We start from the raw sequence: 21,309 nt of genomic DNA on the forward strand, positions 1-21,309 counted from the left end.
GATGGCCCTGCATCTCCCGAAACCTCGATCGAAGAAACCGGTACAACAGACAGTCGGTCTGGACGGGCTGAAGGTGTCCGTCTCCAAAGCCGCGACCAGCGGAGTCGAGAAGTCCAAAACCGTCAAGGCCGGGGGACTAGCAGGATTAACAAGCAAAGTCTCCGTCAAACAGATCCGCAAGGAGATCGGCAACGATGGCCTACGCCAAGCCTCGATCGACGCCGGCCGAAAACCACCCTCAGACCGCACCCTGCGCCGATGGGCACAACAAGGCCGCATCCCGCACATCGATGTCGCCGAGCGCGCGCAACGCCGCGCAGCGATCGAGCGACTCGGCGGGATCGGGGAGGTAGCCAAGAAGATCGGCCGCTCACCCTCTGCCGTTTCCCGCTACAGATCAGGGGAGACAAACGACCTGCGCGCCGACGCCAAAAAGAAACTCAAAAAGGTCAAAGCCGACGACATCATGGAACGCGCCGGGGTCCTGCGCCCCGACGGCACCCCGAAAAAAGCGACGATCCGCGTCAAAGGCGGAGTCTCGGTGCGCAACGGATCGGAAGAGGGCTACGACTACCGCGTCCGCACACTCGACTTCGCGAACTCAGATGTCCCGTTCACCGCTGAAGAGTCACGCGAACTGGCCGCAGCTCTCGCCAACGACGACCACGCACGGGTCGTCGCACTGCTCGAACGCCACGCAACATTGGATTATCCCGAGAACAAAGGATTCGATCAGTACAGCAACGATTTCGGCTTCCACTTCGACTCGATCGAATCCGTTCATATCGACTGGCATTAGCTCGCGTCGAGGTCACTCGCCTCCGTGACCTCGAATGCGCCACAACACAATGCGCCACAAACTATTGGCTACCGGCAGAACATGTTCCACCTCGTCATACTCGACACTTTCGTGGGATTGAAAGAGGATTGACGACCTCAGTGGTGATACTGCTGCCTCGCCTCGGCGTGCCGGGCAGGACGGTGAATTCAGTTCGCAGACTGTCGGACCGAACAACAAGATTGATTTCCCACTTCCACGGATACGTCGGCAGGGTCCGAAACGTGAGGCGCTCAGTCGAGGCTGTCAGGTTTACCAGGCAGTTGGGAGTCGAGTTCGGAGACGGTGGCTTCCACGGCTGCTGCGATCTCGTCGTCGGTAGGAACAAGAGCGCGAACTTGCGAGGGGAGAGTCTCATAGGTGTAGTCGGCTACGGCGAGGGGTGCAGTCGTCCCGGCAAGCGCATATCGGACGACGTTGTCGTTGCGGCCGGCACAGAGCAAGATTCCCACAGTCGATGCGTGAATGTCCTTGTTACGGAGGTTGTCGTCAATCCACGAAACATAGAAGCCGAGCTTCCCGACATACTCCGGCTCAAACCTGCCGACCTTCAACTCGACGACAACGAACCTCGCTTGCACCCAGTTGAAGAACAGCAAGTCGATATAGAAATCCTGATCACCGACCTCGAAATGGTATTGACGTCCGACAAAAGCGAACCCGTGCCCCAGTTCGAGGAGGAACTCCTCCAGGCGACGCATCAGCGCGGATTCCAACTCACGTTCAGCGACACGTTCGGTGATGTCGAGGAAATCGAAGACGTACGGGTCACGCACCAACTGTTGAGCGAGATCGGAATCCTCGGCTGGAAGATGATCCCCGAAATTCGACGGTGCCGCACCGATCCTGTGACGTAAACCGCTGTTGATCTGATTGTGCAGCACATTGCGCGACCACCCGTGCTCGGCAGCCGTTGATGCATACCAGTCGCGGTCGGACTGGTTATCCAGTTTGTCGAGCAATACCGTCACATGACCCCACGGCAATTGGCCAACAGGTTGTTGGCCAATTGCATCGCGTCCCCAGATGCTCGCCATCTGCCGCATGTACTTCAGATTGGTCCGCGATAAACCACGCATATCGGGAAAGGTTGATCGAAGATCGATAGCGAGTCTGTCAATCACCTTTGAACCCCAGCCCTCGGCCTCCTGACGCTGCACGATTGCGTGCCCGATGTCCCAGTACAGGACGAGAAGTTCCGTGTTGACGATTCGGGTGGCGCGAACTCGCGCTTGCCGAACTTGCGACTTGAGATGATCGAGAAGCTCGGCGTAGTCGGCAGGCAGTTCAGCTGGCGCTTTCACCCATCCATCTTCACCCAGCGCTCCTGGGAACGCCCACCGGACATGCCACTTGCAACCGCACCACGTAGGCGCGGCGATTTTGGCTCACGTGGGTGTTCGGTACCGGCCATCGACCGGACCTCGCCCACTCGAACCTCGGTTTCTCACAAGGCGCGTTGACCGGCGCAATCCGGCGCGGCATGATCTGGCACTCCCATAAAAGTGCGCCCTGATCGATCTCATCGCACACGAGAAGGTGCAATTCCCCAGGTAGGCGAGGTTTACATGCCGCTTTTACATTCGACCCTTTATCGTGCCGTCAGCCTGCTGGCAACAACCTCAGTCGCCGTCAGTCTATTCATAGCGACAACGCCCTTGATCGCGTCCGCCGCGCCCACCGGGTGCCCGCCCACTTTTGCCCTCTTCATTCCTGGAACCTGGGAAACGGGGGAAGGTGCCGACCCGACCGTCTCGGTCGGGATGCTCAAGCCAATCGCCGACAGCATCGCGGACAAGCGCGGTAGCGCGGCGCAGGTCTACACATTGCCATATATGGCGCGAGCTTTCGACAACGGAAAAACTTACGCAGACAGTAAATCCGATGGTTTAAGCAAGGCGAAGCGCATTCTCTCCGAAACCGCGGCGAAGTGCTCCAATACAAAGTTCACCATCACCGGCTATTCCCAGGGCGCGGACATCGCAGGCGATCTCGCATCCGAAATCGGCAATGGCTCCGGCCCCATCACGGCAGAGCAAGTCCTCGCGGTCGGGCTCCTCGCAGATCCCGGTTCCGGAACGGATGGTGAAACAGTCATCGGCCCGCACCCATCGGGAAAAGGCATTGCCGATCCGCGGCCGCAGGGGATGGGGAAACTATCGGGGCGCGTCGCATCGATCTGCGATCCGAAAGACCTCTATTGCTCGATCCAGAAGGGCTCGAGTCCGCTGCTTGGATCGCTGGGCTCAGTGCTCTCGAAAGCCCCGAGCGGTGGAGGAGACGGCGAGGTCGGCGGCAATTCACGCTTGGCCACCACTCTGGCGTCGAATTTCTCCCAAGCCGACCTTCCGGGCCTTGCCACGGCAACAGACAAGCTGACCAGCGAACTGTCGAAGACAGACGGCGCCGTTGATCTCGCGAAGATCGCCTCCAGTGCGTCAACTCTGGCGAACACCATCAGCCCGCTCGCGGAACTACTCGGCTCCGGTGCCGCCAATCCAGCCGCGAACGGGCAACTGGCTGCATCCCCCGTCGGGACAGCCGAAAACAATGCCAACCAGGTTCTGGAGAAAGCCGGTCAATCGGATCTCAGCGGTGCGCTCTCGACGGCGACCTCGATCGCCGACACCGCGAGCAAACTCGCCAGCAACGGTTCCACGATGCTGCCGGCCGCATCTCCGGACCTGAATTCGCTATCAACTGCTGCCGGCACCCTCGACAGGCAGATCGCGCCCCTTGCAACGACACCGCGCGACATTCTCGGTTCCGCCTCTGGAGTCCTTTCGGTGCTCAAGCCCACGGTCGTCGTCAACCAAGTCCTAGGGGTCGCCACCGGGCTCACCTCCCTGGACATGCCTGCGATCCTGGCGAATCTGAGTCTGCTCCCGCAGAAGGTCGCCGCACTCGATGCGCAGGGTGCCCACAAGGTTGCAGGGGATCTGAACAACCAGTTCTCTCCGTTGGTAAAGATGGCCGCTGGTGTCGATCTGAAATGGGTTTCGCAGGTTCTGTCGGTACTCCCGGATCCGTCCGGCTACTCGCAGGTCGCGGCGCTCGTCGTGTCGATCCTGGGAGGAGTCGACATCATCAAGCTTGCCAACCTCGTCGGGCAGGTACAGGAAACCGCTTGGGCCGCAGTGGAGAAGCTGTTACCACCACACGGACAGCGTCCGGACGTGCTCGGAGCCGGCGCTGCCATGACCGGCCTCGTTCCGGTGGGACTCGAACTCGCCACGGTCGCGGTCAGCATGCTTTCAGGCAAAGCGACGAAGACTGATCCGGCATTGCTCGGCAAGCAGGCCTCGACGGTCGGGGCCGCCGACACCCCTCAGGTGCAGGAGCTGGATCTTCCGGCACTGGCTAATTCGTTGACCGAGATGGTCAGTGCACCGGGCGCCAACGACCTCGCATCCTTAATAGGGGAGGGGCTCGGCGCAGCGTCCTTCTTCGCCTCCGGCGCACACCAGAACTACAACTCCCTCGTCGTGGACAACGCGGGCCGCAACGCGATCCAGTGGATCTCAGACTGGCTCAATCTGCAGATCGGACGCGCAGCATGACTCGATAGCGCCCCACAGTCCTGCTTCTCAGTGGGGAATGCGCGTGCATTGCCAACCCCGCGGGAATTTCACGCAGGGGCGGTGCCAAGCGGTCACGGAAAGGGTCCGATGGTCGTCTCGTACCCGCATCGTGGGGATTTTGCGCCTCGGCCATCGGCTCGAATCCCTGCCAGCTGGCTTCATCGATCGCGATCCGATCAGGCCTGATAGCATCAGCTCAGACGTGGCGATGGAGAGTGCCCGAATTACTGTCTTGGACAAGAACTTCAAGTGTAACACTGACGGCGTCCAGATGTTCGGCCATCGCTCTGATGGCGTGGTTGTAACTCCCGGGTGCGATTCATTCGTGTTCCTCGTCTGACCAACTCGTTGGCTGCGTAGCTGCCGAAGCCGAGGTCTCGCGACGTCAAATCGCTGACAAAGAAGCGCCAAGCCCGGATTGTCTGGGTGAGCCGAAATTACTACCTCCGCGCTGAATATGACGAGTACGCGAAGACCCGCCGTACGTGAGTCGGCGCCCATGTTGGTCTAGGCCGACCGCGTCGATGCGTGGGATGGTTGCCCGTGTGAATTACTACAAAGTTGCTCTGCCAGAATCAGACGAATGACCGATAACAATGGCGAAACTAGCGGCACGACAAGTGTCGGTTCCAGGGTTAGGGTTACAGCACCTGGATTCGATACCGAGGGAAATACGGTATGCACAGGTGTGATCATCGAAGACTACGCCGACATGGTCATCGATCCGGGATCGGTGGGGCGGGATTGGGCCCCGGTGCACCGGTGGGCGATCGCGCTCGACGATGGACGATTGATCTTTGCCAACGATGAAGATCTTGCCGCTGCAGGCTAGAGGGTTCTCTGTGCGTAGCAATGCCGGGTTCGGTAACTGGGTAGCACTGCGGGAGCAGGCTGCGACGGAAGAATGCAATTTTCCGGGTACGGGAGAGAAATATTGTGCGGCATCCTTTTCGAGAGCAATGGACATCAGGCTGCGGAAATCTCGGCCGGGGCGTGATCACGGTGGTGCCGTTGACGACCAATACTGCGCACGTATTTCCGTTTCAGATGCTTGTCGAGCCTGACGAATCAGGTTTGGCGCGAGCGTCGAAAGCGCAAGCGGAGCAAGTGCGGTCGGTATCGGCCCGGCGTCTGGATCCTGCACCTGTCGGCAAGGTCGGAATACAGACTTTTTGCCGTACTTGAGGACGCGCACACGCTCTCAAATATGCAGCTGCGCAAGCGGAGAGGTCATCAGAAGCCGTATGCGTTGCTGCCGTTGCCGTTCAGGGCGCTCCGTCTGCGCAAACTCCGCTGAGCGCAATAACAGGCGATGGTGAATGTGGGCAGCGAGGTCGAGGCATAGTGCCGCGTCCGGCCACGGGACTCATCGAAAGTATGCGTGCGTGGTCCAGAATTCCGATACATGACGCAGATCCTGCATCGTCTATTGGAGTTGAAAATGCCTGGGCGATAGAGCGATACGTCAAAGGTGCGACAGTCGGAGAACGGTGCCTGGCAATGCAGGTGACAACCCAGGGAAAAATTTCGAGAGCGCTGCGATGGAGGTTCCGAATTCGGTGTGTGTCCTTCCTTGTCGTTGCGCTTGTCTACAGGTGGGGGAGTGCTGCGGTGAGAAAGACGGCGCCGAAGGCGATTCCGGCAATGCCGGTGAGGATCCCGACCACGCCGGCGGTGTTGTCGCCCAGATCGCGTCCGGGGGTGTCGGGTCGGCGCGCTGCCAGGGCGGTTCCGATGGCGGCGGCACCGAGGAGGATGCCGAGGCCGAACATCCAGAACGTCAGTATCGAGAGTGCACCGAGCATCAACGCCATGTCGCTGTATTCGTCGCTGGTGATCGGACGGTGGTGATCCCACCAATCGGGCGAGGTGTGCGTGCGGGATTCGGTGTTGCCTGTGTTGTCGGATTGCTCGTGCGGGGGGAAGGTTGATGCAGTCATGGCAGCTGAAGGGTTCTCGCGCTGATTCTTTCGTGTGGTGGATGTGCAGTCGGCCATTCGTATGTGCGGTGGGAGATCGAAACGATGGTGGGGTGAGCCCCGAGAACCCATCGCGTGTCCTCGGGAGTCACCCCACCATCAAGCGGTGTTCGGGCCAGGTGGATCAGGCTTCGATCTGCACCTGTGTTGTCGATCCGGCGTTACCGGTTCGTGAGGGCGGTCCGGAGGAGACCTCGATCCTTCGCGGTTTCGCCTTCTCTGCGATCGGCAACGTCACCGTCAACACGCCGTTGTCGTACGAGGCCTCGATTTGTTCGGCGTCGATGTCGTCGCTGATCGACAGCTGTCGTCTGTATGTTCCCGCGAAACGTTCACTCGCCAGCCAGCTCACACCCTCTTCGGAGTGGTCGGTGCGATGCGCGGTCAACGTCAGGGTCGAGCCGTCGATGTGCACGTCCACTGATCCTGGGTCGACGCCGGGAAGATCGGCGTGCAAGACGTACTGGTCTTCGACCTTGTAGAGGTCCATCGGCATGAACCGTGGACTGCGTCCGTTGCCGGTTCCCGCGGCGAGTACGGACTTGGTGATCGCGTCGATGTCGGTGAAAGGATCGAAACGAAGCACAGCAACACACCTCCCATGTCGTGAAAAGAATGGTCACCGCCACTGTGGCGGTTGACCGAACTCACTGTGCGAGAACATGATAACCACCCGAGTTGGCACTCTGCAACCGAGAGTGCCAGATCAGTAAACAGAGCAGTTCACACCATCACCCGAAAGCAATCGAGTGAGGAGTCGGTGGCATCGGGCACGGCCATACCCGCTCGCAGACCGGACTGGAGATAGTCGACGACCTCCCCATTGAGGCGCTCTCCCGGCACCACGACCGGAATTCCGGGTGGATACGGTGTGAGCTGCTCGGCCGCGATACGCCCGGCAGCGTGCACACCTGGGACCATTTCCGTCCGGGCGAAGAATGCCTCGCGTGGCGATGAGACAGTTTCGAGTTGAAGGCTCCCGGGAGAGGGTAGTTCGATGCGCGGGGTGTCGGGGAAACTCGGTGCTGCGCCGCAGAGAGCTTGGAGACCGTCCAGCAACCTTCGGGTGGTATCGCGATCGTCTGCGGTGGAGACGGTCGCGAGAATGCGCCGATGATCGCTCATGCCGACGTCGATCGAGCGTTCGGCTCGGAGCCAATCGGCGCATTGGTAGCCGGTGGCTCCCGTGCGTGAAACGTCGATCAGCACTTGCATTCTGTCGAGGTCGTGGGATGCCTGGTGACCCAGCAATTCGGAGTCGAGAACCTCGAGGTCTGGGAGCTGTTCGATGTCGTCACGAAGTGAATTGACCAGTGTCAGAGCTGAATCCAACAACTCGTATCCGGTCTCGACCATCTGACGGCGCCATCCGTCCAGGGCTGAGTAGATCATGACGTTGGGGCTCGTGGTCATCAACAGGTCGGCGCACGCCGACAGATGAGCAGTGTCGACAAGATCTCCCTGGACGTGGAATACCGACCCCTGTTCGAAACCCATCCCCATCTTGTGCACACTGACCACGCAGACGTCCGCTCCCGCGTCCATCGCCCAGGTCGGCAACCCTTCGTGAAAAGGCAGGTGTGCACCCCACGCCTCGTCGACGATCAAGGGTTTACCCCTCCGGTGGCATTCGTCTGCGATCGCGGCTAGGTCTGCACAGGTTCCGTACGGACTAGGGCTGACGACCAGCGCGCCCGCCGCGTCCGGGTTCTTTTCCCACGCCTCTCGCACCTGAGATGGGGATGGGGGGTGCGAAATATGGTGGGCAGCATCCCATTGTGGGGTTATCCAGCGGGGGGTGATGCCGGCGAAGATCAGCCCTGCGACGATCGACTTGTGGCTGTCTCGACTGAGCAGCAGTCCTCCGGGATCGTTGCCCGCGACTGCCATCATTGCTGCTTTGACGGATAGTGAACTACCGCAGGTCGAGAAGAACGCATAGTCCGCGCCCACCGCGTCGGCCATCAATCGTTCGGCATCTGCCAGGTAGCGGTTCGATGATCGGCGGTCGTCGAGACCGGAGGTAGCGAGAACGTCGTCGTGGAACGGCTGCCGCCCGAGTACATCGAGTACCCGCCGGTCCGTGCCGCGACCTTGTCTGTGCCCCGGTGGGGTGAACCCGTATCGATCCAACCGACGGTACTGCGCGAGGGCCTCCAATAACGGTGCTCGGTTTTGATCCATGCGGCGGGACTACCCCAGGCTCGGCGGAAACAATCGAAACACACGTCACATCAGCCTCGCCAGCTCTGGTGTCAGCACGATGGGGCAACCTCCGGTGTCCACACGAAGGGGTAGCGAGAACCCGAGCGTGCCAGCTCAGTGACAAGAACTGGCCTATCGAATGGAAATCCAACGCGTCGCCACGACTTGCCCCCCGGTATTGGACTTGCGGGCCGCTCCTGCATGGTGCCGAGATCGAACTGCCTACTGACGTGGCAGTCGCACAGGGTAGAGGGTCCCCGCAGACCGCGGATGAAACGCCACCGAAAGTACGAGAGCGTCCCCGAAAGGGTTGAACTTTCTTCGGTTTGTGTGACTTCGAGTACTACCGGTCGGTAGCCTTCGCTCCGAGTACACAGATGTGACTCGCGACACGCCAAAACGAGTGAGGTTTCGGTGCGTCGATTCCATGCTTGAGGAGCCCAATGTCCAAGAATGCCTTGAGAACCCGAGTTGCCCCCACGATGGCGATCGCTGCAGCCCTTGCATTGATAGGAGGAGGCGTTGCCACAGCAGAGGAGAATTCCTCGCTCGGTTCGTCCGGTACACCTGCCGCTACCCCTTTGACATTCGACGGCTGGTCGTCATGCCCCGTCGAAGACCTCGACGTCGCCACCTGCGCAACCGTCGTGGTGCGCGGCGGCTCGATGAAAATCGGGGGACTGACCGTGCCCGTCCCCGACGGCGGGCTCAAGATCGCGGGCGGAGTCAAGTACGCCACCCAACCCGACGGCAGCTTCGTCGAAACCTTCGTCCCCAAGCCGGACGGCCGCAACGGGGTGTACTCGAACCCGATCTCCGTGCCGGGCGGGGCCATCGGAATCGACACTCCACTGAATCTGACCCAGATCACGGCAACAGTCGAAGCTGTTGGGCTACAGAACATCAAGGTGCTCGATCAAGAGCTGACGATGCCGGTACGACTGAAACTGTCGAACTCGTTGTTGGGTAACAACTGCTATCTCGGCTCCACAGCGAACCCGATCAACCTCCACCTCACCACCACCGGCAACCCGCCCTCAGAGCCCATCGGCGAATATCCGGGAGCGGTGTTCCCTGCCGTTCAGCACACCGACAATCTCTTCGCAGCTCCCGCCGCCAGCGGATGCGGGGTCTTCGGTGCACTCAACTGGGCGGTGAACCTGCGAGCAGGAACCCCCTCCGCCAGCGGAAAGAACTCTCTCACCACATCCAGCGACGTCTACACCGTCGCCGCGCGCAAGGTACGACCACCGGCAGCGGCCGCTGCACAGGCAGCCGAACCTGCAGCTGTGGCGCAGATGGGAGCCGCCGGGTAAAGATCAGACCCGCCTGAATTTCTTTCGACTCACGGTTCATCCCAAAAGTATTCGACAGAAGGGCACATCACATGTCATCACGCACAATGCTCAGTAAGGCCTCAACGCTCGTCGGGGCAGCGGCCGCATTGACCATCGCTGCATCCGGTATCGCGACAGCCTCCACCACGATCAGCCCCGCCGCGGCCACTCCGGTGACGGCTACCAGCAGTGGGCTCAGTTTCGTCACAACCGGCGGTCTCGAGCTGTACTGCACCAGCGTCAGCGGATCCGGAACGACCCCTGCTGCGCCCGGCAACGTGAACTCCGGAACGGGCGGAATCAACATCAACATTGCCAGCGTGGGACTGTCCGGATGTGACCTCGAAGGTGTGCCTGCAACAATCACCACCTCGGGTTCCTGGGCTCTGAACGTCAACGCAGACAGTGGATCGCCGATGGGAAGTATCAAGATCCCTAACGGTGGAGCCCACGTAGTTGCCGGTAGCTGCGTCATCGACGTCACCGCCAGCACTGCTGGCCCGGTGCCCTACAGCAACACGACACACACCGTCACCGCCAACAACACCGGAACGGTGAACTTCACCTCCAACGGTGGAAGTGCATCCTGCCCGGCAGCAGGGGCCGGAACGGCGAAGATGACCGGGGCACTCAAGTTCAACTCCACGCCCGGTATCACCGTCACTCCCTGACTCGGGATGTAGTTGCGCCACAGTCACACCCACCTCATCGATAACACCGCAGGTGGGTGTGACTGGCGCACCCGCGGCCTTCCCACACCGACCCGCGGCGCCGATTGATCTTGCATTCAGCCCACACTGGTAGAGCACAACTTGCGACGCCTTACCCGAATTGGGTTTCATCGATACCGCGTCGGTGGAACGTCGGCTCCCACGAACACGGAGTGCCGCCCACCCGCAAAGGCGCGCAGATCGAACTCGATGCGCATCACCTGCGAGGACGAATTCAGGAAGACGCCCGTGTCAGCCTCAGGCACCCGTTTTTGCCTCTGCAGCGACAAATCTTATGAATCCGCGCCGCCGCAAACTCGCACTCCCGTGATGAGGCGAAGTCAGCGTACGACTGATTTTGCCCCGCCCCGGTCTGCTTTCACTGGTCACGTCGAATTCGCGAGTTTCAGACAACGTGAGCTGGGTACCAGGTTGGTGGTCGACGGAAAGAGCGATGGATGCTGTGGTGAGGGCCGAATCCGACGAACGCGAGACGTGGTGGCGAGAAGTTATGGGAGTCGCAGCGAAGGGCAGCGCTGGAAAAGGACGCCGAGGAGTCAGCGCGACGCACAACCTCAGCAAGACCAAGGTCGCGCGAATCGCGAGCAAGGTCGATTCAACCAGTGAGCGCGGCCTGAACGCACAGGGTGAGCAACGCATCTGATCGACCTGTCCTGTGCTACATGAGAATACGAATTCGAAAGGACGAAGGGCGATGGTCAACGTGGTTCTTCTGTTCGCGATGTTAAGTGTCGGTCTAATCGTGGTGATGTCCCTGGACTTCAAGTGGCTCCGGATTTCGTCGCGTACCGACAGCCACTCGGCGCGTAACCATCGGAGGCGGATCGGAACGTGAATCGAAATTCCCACCTCCGGCTCTTCCGGATGCTGCGCGGCGATGGTGGCATCGAATTCCCATGTCTGTCCATCCATCTCAACTAGCCAACGTGAATGGGCGCCGTCCACATGTCGAATCTCACGCACTTCGGACTTGAAGTGCGTGAGGTGGTTCGAACCGGGCCAACTGGTAGGCAGTGCGGATCGGGACGTCGACATTGACGAATCCGTTGACCTGTTCATGTTCAGCGGCTACCTGCAGGGTTGCCCATCAGTTATGGAATACAACGATCCGCAGCCCACTGTGTCGGCTCATATAAGCGAAACTTCAAGGGAGCCTCCAAAATGCGATCTATCAGCGCTCCGAATCTCAATGTTAGCCGCATGGTAGTCGATCGTGGAAAAAATGCCTGACCGCAAGGTTGGAGCTGTTCCGTGGTGGGTGAAACCCCGGGCGCCTCTGCAGAGCACACGGCCCTCTCCGGCGATACGCACAAATACGGCGATACGCACGAATACGGAAAGAATTTCGCGGCGCGCTGGACGCAGCACGCCCGATCTCGCGGAAAAGCGCTGGTGTGAGGAGTTGTGGCATTCAAGTTCAGCGGCCAACCGAAAGACAACGCCGGTTCGGTCCGCGGCTCCGTCATTTACGTGAACGACGCGGATACCGTCCTGAAAAGGTGAGACAGGATAAGCGTGGAAAGCGAGGAGCAAAGCGAGAAACAAAGCACTGCAACACTTCTCGGGATCATCTTCGCTATCGATGCGCCGCAACTTCCCATGACGATTTGGACAAGTCGATGATCACGTGCCACCGTGTCATTCTGACGATCGCAGCTCGCTACGTGATCAACGGACCAAGCTCGGTTCGCAAAGCCTGCAACGATTGTGCCAACAAGCGAGAGACATGCATTTGCGAGAGTCCGACCTTTTCTGCGATCTCCGCTTGCGTAAGTTCACCGAAAAACCGGTAGAGCAGAATCGTGCGTTCTCGTTCGGGCAAGGCGAGTAGCGCCGGGCGAAGCGTTTCATGATTGTCCACGCCGTCCAAGGCGGCGTCGAAGTGTCCGAGCGTATCTCCCAGTGATACACCACCTTGGACGGTGGCTCCGTCCAGAGATGTCGAATGATAGGAATCGCCCGCAGCGACGATGCGCCCAACCTCGCCAGGCTCCACACCGATCTCGGCGGCGAGCTCGGGCACCGTGGGCTCCCGCCCGAAGCTTTGCGTCAGTGACGATCGTGCCTTCTCCAACGCCAGATGGTTTTCCTGCAATGAACGTGGCATCCGCAGGTCCCAGCCTTTGTCACGAAAATGCTTAGGTACTTCACCCATCATCGTCGGAACCGCGAACGAGAGAAAGTCCCGGCCCTTGTCAAGATTGAATCGGTCGGTGGCATTGACCAAACCCACCCGGGCGACTTGAACGAGATCTTCGTGAGGTTGACCACGACCTCTGTATCGTGCAGCAATGTTGTCGGCAATCGGGAGACAAGTTTCGATGATCTCGGTTCGAATCCGTTCTCGATCCGGGGCGTCGTTGGGTAGCGCAGTCATCTCTACGAACAGATCGGTCAGTTGTGCGTAGGCGTTGCTGTCTTTCCCGACTGGGCTCATGACCCCGCCGGCAAAGCCTTCGTCAGAATAATCGTCACGGTCCAGGCACCCTCTTCAGCGGCAGGAACCTGTTCGAGAACGACATCATCGACCAGTGTCTTGAGGATTATCCACCCGAAGGAAGTGGAGCTGACATTCACCGAGGAGGCAGCGTTCACCGTCACTTTCAAGTGCAGATTGGCCACGCCATCAAGGTCGAAAGTACACGTCAGTGCGCTGTGCGGCAGAGCATGGCCAATGAGGGTAGTGGCGGCTTCGTCGACCGCGAGCACCAGATCTGTGAGCGAGTCGACCGATACCGCGTAATGTGCGGTCGCCGTGCGCACAAGGGCACGCAGGGGCAGGAGTTGTTCAGTGGACGCCGCAACAGAAAGCAGGGTGGAGGGTGCGACGGTAGGCGAATGCATCGCCTGTTCGGATGAGGTCACGTGAGCGTGCTCCTGTGTAGAACCGATTCGTTGTGAAGGACGAAAGTGATTGAAAGAGTCCAACAGTATGTCCATTCTCTATCAAAACGGACCTCAAACATTCACTAGGTGCAACGGGCGTCTCTCGCGCGCGCCCAGAAGAACCACGGCCCTCGGGGGCCCCCTTTGCACGAGGGAGCCCCCTTCGCACGAGGGATGCAGCAAGGATACCTAGTTCCGATTCGTGGAACCCCGGCTACTTTCCGCGCTTTCGCGACCCCGGACATTCGTCACACCAATGCGTTCGGCGAGATTCCCTACTGGTCGATTGGTAAACACGATCGCACGAGAAGTCGTATTCGGTAGACGAGAGCAGTTCGGTCAGTGAATCGGAGGTGACGCGTCACCACGACTGGCACCTACCCGTCGTCGGGACGAAAGAGGACGGCTTCCGGTCGCAAGAACTGCGCAGCCCGACTCCGTCTCACCTCACCCGGTTCCGTCGCAGCTTCGTACACAGAACCCGTATGGCCGCGGCGTCGTGCACAGAGGCACCACTTGCAGTCGAGCTGACACAAACCAGCCCCAGATCATGCCGCAGCGCCAGCGGACTCCTACGGCCTTGACGTATTTGCGATTACCAGATGCGCGTCCGGGGTAGGTGCCCGTCATGGAGCCCTCCCGAACCGATGCCGAGATCACTCTGACCGTGGACGGCTGTCGTCGAACGGTCACCGTCGACACGCGGACGACGCTTCTCGACGCGTTGCGCGAACGCCTGGACGTGATCTCGCCGAAGAAGGGGTGCGATCACGGGCAATGTGGCTCGTGCACCGTCATCCTGGACGGGCGCCGGGTGGTGTCATGTCTGACGTTCGCCGTGGCGCACGACAACGCCGAGATCACCACGGCAAGCGGTTTGTCGGGCGAAGACAACCTGCACAGCATTCAACAAGCCTTCTTGGACCACGATGCATTCCAATGCGGATACTGCACCCCCGGACAGCTGTGCTCGGCCGTCGGAATGCTCGACGAAGTGAAGGCCGGCCATCCCAGCCACGTGACACAGGACCTCGAGACTGATCCTCAACTCGACGACAACGAGATTCGAGAACGCATGAGCGGAAATCTCTGCCGGTGCGCTGCATACGGGAACATCGTCGCCGCTATCCGACAGGCCGCACAATCATGAAGCCCTTCGAGTACGTTCGCGCCCGCGACGTCGGCAGCGCGTTGCGCCTGCTGACCGACAATCCCGACGCCACCCTCATGGGCGGAGGTACCAACCTTGTCGACCATATGAAACTCGGTGTGGCGCGGCCCCGGTTGGTGATCGACGTAAGTCGATTGCCCCTGAACGAAATACAGGTACGCCCCGACGGCGGGGTACGCATCGGAGCAACGGTTCGCAACAGTGATCTCGCAGCTCACCCCGTCATTCGCAGCCGATACGCCGTGCTGGCACGCGCCCTCCTTTCCGGAGCGTCAGGCCAGTTGCGCAATGCTGCAACCACAGCAGGCAACCTCATGCAAGCCACCAGGTGCGTCTACTTCCAGGACGTGACAACTCCGTGCAACAAGCGAGAACCCGGAACCGGCTGCTCCGCCGTCGGCGGTTACGTGCGCCACCACGCCGTGCTCGGAGCATCCGACCACTGCATTGCCGTACACCCGTCGGACATGGCAGTGGCACTCTCGGCGCTCGACGCCGCGGTCGTCGTTCTCGACGGGGACGGCGAGCACCGCATCCCCGTCAACGACTTCTACCGCTTGCCTGGGGATTCGCCCGAGCGAGACACCGTCCTGACTCACGATCAAGTGATCGTCGCAGTCGACCTGCCGGCGCCCTCGGAAATGCAGTCGACGTACGTCAAGGCACGCGATCGAGCGTCCTTCGCTTTCGCTCTCGTTTCGGTTGCCGCCGCGATCAAACTCGAAGACGGCGTGATAGCCGACGTCCGGATTGCACTCGGAGGCGTGGCCCACCGCCCCTGGCGCGCGTACAAGGCCGAAGAAGTCCTACGCGGCTCCCCGCCCTCCGACGACATGGTCGGGCGGGCAGCAGATATCGAGTTGTCCGAAGCGAAACCACAGCCGGACAACACTTTCAAGGTTCCGCTTGCCCGCAATCTCATAATTTCCGCTTTACGCTCACTCACCACCGGAGGGCCCGGACGATGAAGATGATCGAACCGGAATCCCTGGGAAATCCGCTGGAGCGCATCGACGGATACGCGAAAGTCACCGGCACCGCGCGCTACGCGTTCGAACATCCGGTGGATAATCCCACTTACCTACATGCGATCGAGGCTACAGTTGCCCGCGGACGCGTCGTCCACATGAGAACCGAACTGGCAGAGTCCCTCGAGGGGGTCGTCGCGGTCCTCACCGTGTTCGATGCTCCGCGTTTGGCAGATACGGAGGATCGTGAACTCTCCGTCCTTCAAGATCCGGAAGTGCATTTTTGCGGACAGTTCATCGGCGCGGTAATTGCCGACTCCCCCGAAACCGCCCGTCAGGGAGCCGAATCCGTCGTGGTGCAGTACGACGTAGACCCCCATGATTGCGAGTTGCGAGCCGATCGCGACGACCTGTACGCCCCGGAGGACGTCAGCGGTTTCCCCACCGACACCACCGACGGTGATGCCGAGACTGCCTTCGCCGCATCGAAAGTCACTGTCGACCAGACATACACCACTCCGCTCGAACACAACAATCCCATGGAACCGCATGCGTGCATCGCAATCTGGAGGGAAGACGCGAAGAACGGCGAGCCTTGCGTAACTCTGTACGACTCCACCCAGGGCGTTCACATGGTTCGCGAAACTCTGGCACCGATGTTCGGGCTGGAGAACGAACAAATGCGTGTCGTAGCACCGCATGTCGGCGGAGGATTCGGCTCGAAGGGGTCACCGCACGCGCACAACGTCTTGGCGATTCTCGCTGCCCGCAGAACCGCAGGGCGGCCGGTGAAGTTCGCACTCACGCGGCAACAGATGTTCTCGATCGTCGGCTACCGCACGTCGACCATCCAGCGCATCAGATTGGGTGCCGACGCCGACGGACGATTGAATGCCGTCTCCCACGACGTCATCGAACAAACGTCGAAGATCAAGGAGTACGCCGAGCAGACTGCTGTTGCCACTCGGATCATGTACTCCACAGTCAACCGCTCCACCTCGCACCGGGTTGCCGCCCTCGATGTAGCGGTCCCGTTCTGGATGCGCGCGCCAGGCGAGACTCCCGGCATGTACGCACTCGAGGTGGCGATGGACGAGCTCGCAGTGGCGTGTGGCCTCGACCCGATCGAGCTCCGCGTGCTCAACGAGCCAGAGGTAGATCCGGAGAGTGGAAAACCTTGGTCCGGGCGCCATTTGATCGAATGCATGCGGGTAGGGGCCGATAAATTCGGCTGGCAGGATCGACGTGGAGAGCAAGGACGCGCGGATGGTGAACGCCGCCTGGACGGTAATTGGCTGGTAGGAACCGGAATGGCTGCGGCCACCTATCCCGCGATGACCAATCCGGGATCGAGTGCGCGCATAGCCTTCGGAGCGGATCGAATCCACACCGTCCAGATCGGTGCGGCCGATATCGGCACGGGAACCTGGACGACTCTCACCCAGATCGCCGCTGACGCTCTCGGTTGCCCGATTGACGAGATCAAACTCGAAATCGGAGATACAGCGTTGCCTTTCGCAACCGTCGCCGGCGGGTCGGCCGGTATCTCTTCGTGGGGATCCACCATCGTTGCGGCCGCACGTCAGTTCCGTGCGGAGCACGGCAACACTCCGGCCGCGGGTGCGGAAACGACGACGGAAATGCCGGAAAATGCCGAAGAGCAGCTGTACTCCATGCACTCGTTCGGCGCCCACTTCGTCGAAGCGCGAATCCATCGCTATACGGGCGAAATCCGAATTCCCCGAATGCTGGGCGTTTTTTCCATCGGGCGTGCAATAAATGCCCAAACGCTTCGCTCACAGCTCATCGGCGGAATGACCATGGGAATGTCGATGGCGCTCCATGAGGAGAGCTTCCGGGACAACCGGTTCGGGCATGTGACGACGCAGGACCTGGCGAGTTATCACATCAGCACGCACGCCGATATTCAAGACATCGACGCGGTGTGGCTCGACGAAGTCGACCCGCACGTCAATCCGATGGGGTCACGAGGGGCCGGGGAAATCGGGATCGTCGGAGCTGCGGCCGCAGTAGTTAACGCGATCCACGATGCCACCGGCGTTCGGGTACGCGACCTGCCCGTCACCGCGGACAAGGTTATGTTCTGTTGAATCGCGGCAGGAGATCCGCAGATCGAACTGTGAGGAGCAAGGAATTCTCGAGCATCCACTGATACGGCGATGTGAACGCATCGGTCTGGTGAAAGCATTGAAAGGCGCTGTCGCCGTCGTTGCCGCATGGGTGATCGCCAGCCACGTCTTCCGCAGTCCAGAAGCATTTCTCGCGCCGTATGCAGCACTCTTCATCATCGGGAACACGGTACGAAACTCGATGTGGGTGGCGGCCCGCCAGGTGAGCGTGGTCGTCCTCGGAGTGGTAGTGGCTGCGATGGCAGCGTTCGCACTGCCCCCAGTCGCCGCGCTTGCACTCGCAACGGCGGTAGGAATACTGGTCGGCCGTGTTCGACAATTGTCCCCGGACGGGATTTGGGTGGCAGTCACTGCGGTACTGGTACTCCTATACGGAACGGCGACGAACCCCTATCTGGTCATGCACCGTATCGGCGATGTGGTGCTCGGTGTGTTCGTGGGCATCACCGTCAATGCCGTCCTCATCCCACCGGACTATCTCTCTGACGCTCGCGACTTGTTGGTGGCACGTACTCACGAGGTATCGGACATTCTCCGACAAATGGCGAAGAACGTGAAAGCTGGTGCTGGAGTCGATGATCTCTGGCGTCGCCGAGCCCTGTCGGTGAACAAGTCCGTGGCCGCGAAAGCCGCGGTGATGGACGGCGAAGCCAGCCTTGTCGGAAACTTTCGCAAGCGCGGCTGGTTGCGGATAGGTGGTTCCGAACTGTTTCGCCCTGCAGCCGAAGCTCTCGATCGCTCGGCGTTACATCTCATGGGCCTGATCCTTGCCGTCGAGGATGGTGATTTCGGCGAGAACGAGAACCTGCGAGTTGCGATCTCCGATCTGCTCGATGCCATGGCCGGAGCGTTTGCCGATGCGGGACGAAGTCCGGTACATGATCCGACCGAGGATCACCCGCTTGCGACGTTGCCGCGCGCCCGGACGTCGTTGGCGGAACTCGAAAATCTTCTGCAGAAAGGAAGCGTCGCGTCCACGGCAGCCCCCTCGATCATCCTGTCCAGCCGTGGATTGCTCGCTGCACTCGCTGTCCTCGACCGAGAGGGGTACGACGCCGCTGCTCACGACTGAGTTTCGACAGAGGGTCGATTGGGTAGCAACCCGGGCATGGCGACACACACCGTTGATGCGGACGACCCGCTCAAGCCGTCCGATCCCACGGACCTGACAGCGCAATCTTGGAAATTCGTCGCACGGCGTTCGGCGCGTGAGTTCACGCAGGACCAGTGCACTGACCTGGCTGCCGCTCTGACGTATTACGCTGTGCTGTCGCTCTTTCCAGCCCTGTTGGCACTCGTGTCCCTACTGGGCGTTGTGGGCCAGGGGCGCTCCAGTGTGGACACGGTGATGGAACTGGTCGCTGCAGTCGGGCCGGACTCCGCTGTCGACACGATGCGCGGCACTGTCGAACAACTGGTCGCGGCTCCAACGGCCGGCTTTGCTTTGATAGTCGGTCTCGCCGGCGCGCTGTGGTCAGCGTCGGGCTATGTCGGCGCATTCGGGCGTGCGATGAACCGTATGTACGAGGTGGACGAGGGCAGGCCGGTGTGGAAGCTTCGCCCTCTGCAACTGGCCGTCACACTTGCCGGTCTTCTGTTGGTCGCTGCAGTGATCTTGATGCTCGTCGTCAGCGGACCGGTCGCCAAAGCGCTGGGTGACCAGTTGGGTATCGGGGACGGCGCGGTGACGACGTGGAACATCGCGAAGTGGCCGGTGATTCTGATCTGTGTAACGCTGGCGGTTGCGGTGCTGTACTACGTAACCCCCAACGTCAAGCAACCGAAATTTCGTTGGATCAGCGTCGGGGCAGCACTCGCAATTGCGGTGTGGATCGTAGCCTCAGTCGGATTCGCCTTTTATGTAAGCCATTTCGGTAGTTACAACAAGACGTACGGCTCGTTGGCGGGGGCAGTCATCTTCCTCCTCTGGTTGTGGATCACCAACCTCGCATTGTTGTTCGGGGCGGAGGTCGATGCGGAACTCGAACGCGGTCGGCAACTACAAGCGGGAATCGAAGCAGAGGAATTTCTACGCCTGCCTCCTCGCGACACCCGCGTTTCGGACAAGAACGCCCGTCAGCATGCACAAGACATTGCCGCCGGTCGCGAGCTTCGCGAAACGCACGGCGGTGAAGACAACGAAGGGAATTCGACAATGACCGAGCAATCCGATACCCGAGCACCGGTGCCCGGCACCTCGCCGCCGAAAGCAACCGACCCAGCCGATCCTCATTCACTGTCGACGGTGCAACTCGTGGAGCGTCTCACCACGCAGATGTCCGACCTCGTGCGGGCTGAGATGTCGCACGCTGTAACCGAAGTCAAGTCCAAGAGCACCCGCTTGGGTGTGGGCGTTGGCATCTCCGGGGCGGGCGCACTCCTATTGCTGTACGGATTGGCAGTCCTCCTGGCGGCAGCAGTTCTCGGTTTGGCAACAGCTCTCGACCCGTGGCTCGCGGCGCTGATCGTCGGAGCAGTAGTGATTGTCGTCGGCGCAGTCACCACCCTGGTTGGAGCGCAGCGAGCGAAGTCGGCTGCTCCGCCTGTCCCGGAGGAGACTGTGCAGAGCGTCAAGACGGACATCGCCACAGCCAAGAAGGGACTGAAATGAGCACTCTTGCAGATGGATCCGACGAGAACGTGCAAGCACAACGTGAGGCTCTGGCCGCAACCGTCGGTGCACTGGCAGAGAAGGCCGACGTACCAGCCCGGGTCAAAAGTGAGGTCTCGCGCGATGTGGAACGCGTGAAGCAGCAACCAGGCGCCGTCGCTGCTGCCGCGATCGGTTTCGTCCTGGTGTTAGTGCTGATAGTCCGCCGCCGCAAACGAAGGTCCTGATCCCGAGCCAGGATAGGCTCGCCGTCGTACATGTTTGCAAACGCAGCCCAGTGGGCATCTGCACCGTGCATCGCGATGCAGTGAATCGGATTCGGTGGGCTCCCGATTCACGACACCGTCGTCCTGTGAGCTGGGCTGGGCTGCCGTGCATCACAGGACGACGGGTAAACGCCGCCCCACGCATGAACGAGGTCTTTCGATGAAGCCACCCGCCATCCTCCCATCCGAAGTCTCGCGGAAACTCTCCGTCTTCGATCGCTTCGCCACATATGTCAGCGCACGGACCTCTCAGGCGTGGTTCTTCGTCGCATGTGTGGTGATCGTTGTGTTGTGGGCCCCGTCCTTCTTCCTGCTGGGGACGATCGACACCTGGCAGCTGATCATCAACACGGTCACCACCATCGTCACGTTCCTCTTGGTTGCTCTGTTGCAAAACACCCAGAAGCGATCAGATGATGCGGTGCAGCACAAGCTGAATGCAATCGCCGACGGCTTGGCCGATCTGATGAAACAGCTGTCGAAGGAGCACCCCGATCTCGATACCGACCTACGCGAACTACGCCTCGCCGTCGGGCTCGAAGATCATGAGAGCGCGTCCTGAACACGAAAACTACCTACTCTCAGG

20 protein-coding genes and 1 pseudogene are annotated in these 21,309 nt (G+C 60.4%); 14 read left to right on the forward strand and 7 right to left on the reverse strand.

All coding sequences use genetic code 11. The features are described 5' to 3' along the window. Position 1 precedes the first annotated feature (1 nt). The gene (locus tag AOT96_RS32450; RefSeq protein WP_058228209.1) at positions 2–799 is read left to right on the forward strand and encodes a hypothetical protein; all 798 of its coding nucleotides are present in this window, start codon (positions 2–4) and stop codon (positions 797–799) included. 272 nt (positions 800–1,071) lie between these two features. Here AOT96_RS32450 and AOT96_RS32455 read toward each other — a convergent pair whose 3' ends face one another. Further along, positions 1,072–2,142: a PDDEXK nuclease domain-containing protein gene (locus AOT96_RS32455; RefSeq protein WP_058228208.1), complete on the reverse strand. Its 1,071-nt coding sequence runs from the start codon at positions 2,140–2,142 to the stop codon at positions 1,072–1,074. Positions 2,143–2,406: 264 nt separating this feature from the next. Between AOT96_RS32455 and AOT96_RS32460 the strand changes: the two genes are divergently transcribed. From AOT96_RS32460 to AOT96_RS35060, 3 genes and pseudogenes are all read left to right on the forward strand, one after another. Continuing rightward, positions 2,407–4,398 (forward strand): cutinase family protein, encoded by a 1,992-nt coding sequence (locus AOT96_RS32460; protein WP_058228207.1) that lies wholly within the window; start codon positions 2,407–2,409, stop codon positions 4,396–4,398. 604 nt (positions 4,399–5,002) lie between these two features. Further along, positions 5,003–5,251, forward strand: a complete 249-nt coding sequence (locus AOT96_RS32470) for a hypothetical protein (RefSeq protein WP_058228205.1) — start codon at positions 5,003–5,005, stop codon at positions 5,249–5,251. A 146-nt stretch (positions 5,252–5,397) separates the two neighbouring features. Beyond that, positions 5,398–5,604, forward strand: a pseudogene (locus AOT96_RS35060) (type II toxin-antitoxin system PemK/MazF family toxin); the annotation flags it as partial. 404 nt (positions 5,605–6,008) lie between these two features. Here AOT96_RS35060 and AOT96_RS35065 read toward each other — a convergent pair. The 3 genes from AOT96_RS35065 to AOT96_RS32485 all read right to left on the reverse strand — a co-directional run bounded on the left by AOT96_RS35065 (position 6,009) and on the right by AOT96_RS32485 (position 8,582). After that, positions 6,009–6,359, reverse strand: coding sequence for a hypothetical protein (locus tag AOT96_RS35065; protein ID WP_058228204.1), 351 nt, complete (start codon positions 6,357–6,359; stop codon positions 6,009–6,011). Between the two features lie 163 nt (positions 6,360–6,522). After that, positions 6,523–6,984: an Hsp20/alpha crystallin family protein gene (locus AOT96_RS32480; protein ID WP_058228203.1), complete on the reverse strand. Its 462-nt coding sequence runs from the start codon at positions 6,982–6,984 to the stop codon at positions 6,523–6,525. Between the two features lie 137 nt (positions 6,985–7,121). Continuing rightward, positions 7,122–8,582 carry an aminotransferase class I/II-fold pyridoxal phosphate-dependent enzyme gene (locus AOT96_RS32485; RefSeq protein ID WP_058228202.1) on the reverse strand — a complete coding sequence of 487 codons (1,461 nt, stop codon included), beginning with the start codon at positions 8,580–8,582 and terminating at the stop codon, positions 7,122–7,124. A 464-nt stretch (positions 8,583–9,046) separates the two neighbouring features. Here AOT96_RS32485 and AOT96_RS32490 point away from each other — a divergent pair, with 464 nt between their 5' ends. Then, the gene (locus tag AOT96_RS32490) at positions 9,047–9,919 is read left to right on the forward strand and encodes a hypothetical protein (protein ID WP_058228201.1); all 873 of its coding nucleotides are present in this window, start codon (positions 9,047–9,049) and stop codon (positions 9,917–9,919) included. 71 nt (positions 9,920–9,990) lie between these two features. Beyond that, on the forward strand, positions 9,991–10,611 hold the full coding sequence (locus AOT96_RS32495) for a hypothetical protein (protein ID WP_231917476.1): 621 nt from the start codon (positions 9,991–9,993) through the stop codon (positions 10,609–10,611). A gap of 167 nt (positions 10,612–10,778) precedes the next feature. Here AOT96_RS32495 and AOT96_RS35575 read toward each other — a convergent pair whose 3' ends face one another. Continuing rightward, positions 10,779–10,916 (reverse strand): hypothetical protein, encoded by a 138-nt coding sequence (locus AOT96_RS35575; RefSeq protein WP_156779018.1) that lies wholly within the window; start codon positions 10,914–10,916, stop codon positions 10,779–10,781. Between the two features lie 188 nt (positions 10,917–11,104). Here AOT96_RS35575 and AOT96_RS32500 point away from each other — a divergent pair, with 188 nt between their 5' ends. Beyond that, positions 11,105–11,314: a hypothetical protein gene (locus tag AOT96_RS32500; RefSeq protein ID WP_058228199.1), complete on the forward strand. Its 210-nt coding sequence runs from the start codon at positions 11,105–11,107 to the stop codon at positions 11,312–11,314. Between the two features lie 1,017 nt (positions 11,315–12,331). Here the strand turns inward: AOT96_RS32500 and AOT96_RS32505 are convergent. Together AOT96_RS32505 and AOT96_RS32510 are read right to left on the reverse strand one after the other, a co-directional pair. After that, positions 12,332–13,108, reverse strand: coding sequence for a SigB/SigF/SigG family RNA polymerase sigma factor (locus AOT96_RS32505; protein WP_058228198.1), 777 nt, complete (start codon positions 13,106–13,108; stop codon positions 12,332–12,334). After that, positions 13,105–13,536 carry an ATP-binding protein gene (locus AOT96_RS32510; protein WP_058228197.1) on the reverse strand — a complete coding sequence of 144 codons (432 nt, stop codon included), beginning with the start codon at positions 13,534–13,536 and terminating at the stop codon, positions 13,105–13,107. Before AOT96_RS32510 ends, AOT96_RS32505 begins: the two co-directional genes overlap by 4 nt. A 649-nt stretch (positions 13,537–14,185) precedes the next feature. Here AOT96_RS32510 and AOT96_RS32515 point away from each other — a divergent pair. From AOT96_RS32515 to AOT96_RS32545, 7 genes are all read left to right on the forward strand, one after another. Further along, complete coding sequence (locus AOT96_RS32515; RefSeq protein WP_058228196.1) at positions 14,186–14,707, forward strand: 2Fe-2S iron-sulfur cluster-binding protein; 522 nt, start codon at positions 14,186–14,188, stop codon at positions 14,705–14,707. Further along, positions 14,704–15,696: an FAD binding domain-containing protein gene (locus AOT96_RS32520; RefSeq protein ID WP_058228195.1), complete on the forward strand. Its 993-nt coding sequence runs from the start codon at positions 14,704–14,706 to the stop codon at positions 15,694–15,696. Before AOT96_RS32515 ends, AOT96_RS32520 begins: the two co-directional genes overlap by 4 nt. Then, the gene (locus tag AOT96_RS32525; RefSeq protein WP_058228194.1) at positions 15,693–17,807 is read left to right on the forward strand and encodes a xanthine dehydrogenase family protein molybdopterin-binding subunit; all 2,115 of its coding nucleotides are present in this window, start codon (positions 15,693–15,695) and stop codon (positions 17,805–17,807) included. The genes AOT96_RS32520 and AOT96_RS32525 overlap by 4 nt, the downstream gene beginning before the upstream one ends. Positions 17,808–17,895: 88 nt before the next feature. Beyond that, positions 17,896–18,918: an FUSC family protein gene (locus AOT96_RS32530; RefSeq protein ID WP_231917477.1), complete on the forward strand. Its 1,023-nt coding sequence runs from the start codon at positions 17,896–17,898 to the stop codon at positions 18,916–18,918. A gap of 36 nt (positions 18,919–18,954) precedes the next feature. Beyond that, the gene (locus tag AOT96_RS32535; RefSeq protein WP_058228193.1) at positions 18,955–20,457 is read left to right on the forward strand and encodes a YhjD/YihY/BrkB family envelope integrity protein; all 1,503 of its coding nucleotides are present in this window, start codon (positions 18,955–18,957) and stop codon (positions 20,455–20,457) included. Continuing rightward, positions 20,454–20,684, forward strand: a complete 231-nt coding sequence (locus AOT96_RS32540; RefSeq protein ID WP_058228192.1) for a DUF3618 domain-containing protein — start codon at positions 20,454–20,456, stop codon at positions 20,682–20,684. The genes AOT96_RS32535 and AOT96_RS32540 overlap by 4 nt, the downstream gene beginning before the upstream one ends. Positions 20,685–20,883: 199 nt before the next feature. Then, complete coding sequence (locus AOT96_RS32545; RefSeq protein ID WP_058228191.1) at positions 20,884–21,285, forward strand: low affinity iron permease family protein; 402 nt, start codon at positions 20,884–20,886, stop codon at positions 21,283–21,285. Positions 21,286–21,309: the final 24 nt, after the last annotated feature.

The sequence above is a fragment of the Rhodococcus sp. 008 genome (assembly GCF_001682295.1).
GTDB classification, from domain to species: domain Bacteria; phylum Actinomycetota; class Actinomycetes; order Mycobacteriales; family Mycobacteriaceae; genus Rhodococcus_F; species Rhodococcus_F qingshengii.

Coding starts and splice junctions, on each gene's coding strand:
- AOT96_RS32450 (WP_058228209.1), top strand. CDS start 2: ATGGCCCTGCATCTCCCGAAACCTCGATCGAAGAAACCGGTACAACAG.
- AOT96_RS32460 (WP_058228207.1), top strand. CDS start 2,407: ATGCCGCTTTTACATTCGACCCTTTATCGTGCCGTCAGCCTGCTGGCA.
- AOT96_RS32470 (WP_058228205.1), top strand. CDS start 5,003: ATGACCGATAACAATGGCGAAACTAGCGGCACGACAAGTGTCGGTTCC.
- AOT96_RS35065 (WP_058228204.1), bottom strand. CDS start 6,359: ATGACTGCATCAACCTTCCCCCCGCACGAGCAATCCGACAACACAGGC.
- AOT96_RS32485 (WP_058228202.1), bottom strand. CDS start 8,582: ATGGATCAAAACCGAGCACCGTTATTGGAGGCCCTCGCGCAGTACCGT.
- AOT96_RS32490 (WP_058228201.1), top strand. CDS start 9,047: ATGTCCAAGAATGCCTTGAGAACCCGAGTTGCCCCCACGATGGCGATC.
- AOT96_RS32495 (WP_231917476.1), top strand. CDS start 9,991: ATGTCATCACGCACAATGCTCAGTAAGGCCTCAACGCTCGTCGGGGCA.
- AOT96_RS32500 (WP_058228199.1), top strand. CDS start 11,105: ATGGATGCTGTGGTGAGGGCCGAATCCGACGAACGCGAGACGTGGTGG.
- AOT96_RS32505 (WP_058228198.1), bottom strand. CDS start 13,108: ATGAGCCCAGTCGGGAAAGACAGCAACGCCTACGCACAACTGACCGAT.
- AOT96_RS32515 (WP_058228196.1), top strand. CDS start 14,186: ATGGAGCCCTCCCGAACCGATGCCGAGATCACTCTGACCGTGGACGGC.
- AOT96_RS32520 (WP_058228195.1), top strand. CDS start 14,704: ATGAAGCCCTTCGAGTACGTTCGCGCCCGCGACGTCGGCAGCGCGTTG.
- AOT96_RS32525 (WP_058228194.1), top strand. CDS start 15,693: ATGAAGATGATCGAACCGGAATCCCTGGGAAATCCGCTGGAGCGCATC.
- AOT96_RS32535 (WP_058228193.1), top strand. CDS start 18,955: ATGGCGACACACACCGTTGATGCGGACGACCCGCTCAAGCCGTCCGAT.
- AOT96_RS32540 (WP_058228192.1), top strand. CDS start 20,454: ATGAGCACTCTTGCAGATGGATCCGACGAGAACGTGCAAGCACAACGT.
- AOT96_RS32545 (WP_058228191.1), top strand. CDS start 20,884: ATGAAGCCACCCGCCATCCTCCCATCCGAAGTCTCGCGGAAACTCTCC.